The sequence below is a fragment of the Marivivens sp. ABH4_498 genome, from assembly GCF_056160585.1.
On the sequence record NZ_JBSWXL010000014.1, the window covers coordinates 1 to 2,500 of the forward strand.

Annotated in this window: 2 rRNA genes (1 of these 2 cut by a window edge); both read right to left on the bottom strand. The window is 53.2% G+C overall.

The features are described from left to right. Nucleotides 1-38 precede the first annotated feature (38 nt). Nucleotides 39-153, bottom strand: a 5S ribosomal RNA gene (gene rrf, locus ACXAGA_RS16420). A gap of 84 nt (nt 154-237) precedes the next feature. After that, nucleotides 238-2,500, bottom strand: a 23S ribosomal RNA gene (locus tag ACXAGA_RS16425); it runs 567 nt beyond the window's last position.

Here is a 2,500-nt window from a genome sequence, read left to right on the forward strand (position 1 = left end):
TATTTGTTCATCGTAGAGAGATTTTTGGTTTTTACTAGGTCTGGCGGTGACTTACTCTCCCACGTCTTAAGACGCAGTACCATCAGCGCGACGGCACTTAACGGCCGGGTTCGGAAAGGGACCGGGTGTTTTGCTCGTGCTATAGCCACCAGACCGAGTAAAAACCAATTTTTATCCAAGTCGAGTATTCTAACTGTGTGTGTGTATGCTTTTGATTTGATGTTGTTATTACTGGATCAAATCAAGCCTATCGGACCATTAGTACCGGTCAACTGAATGCATTGCTGCACTTACATCTCCGGCCTATCGACGTGGTGGTCTACCACGGTCCTCAGGGATACCTTGTTTTGAGGGGGGCTTCCCGCTTAGATGCCTTCAGCGGTTATCCTTTCCGTTCATAGCTACCCAGCACTACCGTTGGCACGATAACTGGTCCACCAGTGGAACGTTCACCCCGGTCCTCTCGTACTAGGGGCAACTCCTCTCAAGTATCCTACACCCACGGAAGATAGGGACCGAACTGTCTCACGACGTTCTAAACCCAGCTCACGTACCTCTTTAAATGGCGAACAGCCATACCCTTGGGACCTGCTCCAGCCCCAGGATGAGATGAGCCGACATCGAGGTGCCAAACACTGCCGTCGATATGGACTCTTGGGCAGTATCAGCCTGTTATCCCCGGCGTACCTTTTATCCGTTGAGCGATGGCCCTTCCACTCGGGACCACCGGATCACTATGGCCGACTTTCGTCTCTGCTCGACTTGTCAGTCTTGCAGTCAGGCTGGCTTCTGCCATTGCACTCAACGAGCGATTTCCGACCGCTCTGAGCCAACCTTCGCGCGCCTCCGTTACTGTTTGGGAGGCGACCGCCCCAGTCAAACTACCCACCACGCAGGGTCCCGGATCCGGATAACGGACCGCGGTTAGACATCAAGCAAAGCAAGGGTGGTATCTCAAGGAAGGCTCCACAGGGACTGGCGTCCCTGCTTCAAAGCCTACCACCTATCCTGCACATGCTGTACCTGATGCCAGTGCGAAGCTATAGTAAAGGTGCACGGGGTCTTTCCGTCTAACCGCGGGTAGCCTGCATCTTGACAGGCAATTCAATTTCGCTGAGTCGACGTTGGAGACAGCGGGGAGGTCGTTACGCCATTCGTGCAGGTCGGAACTTACCCGACAAGGAATTTCGCTACCTTAGGACCGTTATAGTTACGGCCGCCGTTTACCGGGGCTTCAATTCGGAGCTTGCACTCCTCCTTTTAACCTTCCGGCACCGGGCAGGCGTCAGACCCTATACGTCGTCTTACGACTTCGCAGAGCCCTGTGTTTTAAGTAAACAGTCGCCACCCCCTGGTTTGTGCCCCCCGCCCATAGTTGCCTACGAACGGGGCCTCCTTCTCGCGAACTTACGGAGGTATTTTGCCGAGTTCCTTCAACGTCGTTCTCTCAAGCGCCTTGGTATTCTCTACCTATCCACCTGTGTCGGTTTAGGGTACGATCTAATGGAGGGCTATTTCCAGGAACCTCTAAACGGCCCGACCAATCCAATAAGGTCGAACAATCTTCGAGATCCGTCACCATCTCCTGGCCCAGGAATATTAACCTGGTTCCCATCGACTACGCCTTTCGGCCTCGCCTTAGGGGTCGGCTTACCCTGCTCAGATTAGCTTTAAGCAGGAACCCTTGGATTTTCGGCGAGAGGGTCTCTCACCCTCTTTGTCGCTACTCATGTCATCATTCTCACTGGTGATCTCTCCACCGGATGCCTTACAGCCCGGCTTCACAGAAAGTTCCTTGCGTCCAATGTACCCGAGGGCACTAAGGACGCATGGAACTATATCACACCACGCTCTGCTACCGCGTGCATATGCACACCCGAAGTTTCGGCTCATGGCTTGAGCCCCGTTACATCTTCGCCGCAGGACAACTTATTTAGACCAGTGAGCTGTTACGCTATCTTTAAAGGATGGCTGCTTCTAAGCCAACCTCCTGGTTGTTTTGGTCGTCCCACCTGCTTTCCCACTTAGCCATGAATTAGGGGCCTTAACTGTCGGTCAGGGTTGTTTCCCTCTCCACAACGGACGTTAGCACCCGCTGTGTGTCTGCCGGATAGTACTCCTCGGTATTCGGAGTTTGGTTAGGATCAGTAAGCCTGTGGGGCCCCATTACCCATCCAGTGCTCTACCCCCGAGGGTATTCGTCCGACGCTCTACCTAAATAGATTTCGCAGAGAACCAGCTATCTCCGAGTTTGATTGGCCTTTCACCCCTAGCCACAGCTCATCCCGACCTTTTTCAACAGGTGTGGGTTCGGACCTCCAGTAAGTGTTACCTTACCTTCATCCTGGCCATGGCTAGATCACTCGGTTTCGGGTCTGATCCCACGAACTCATTCGCCCTATTAAGACTCGCTTTCGCTGCGCCTACACCTAACGGCTTAAGCTTGCTCGTAAGACCAAGTCGATGACCCATTATACAAAAGGTACGCCGTCAGAGCTCA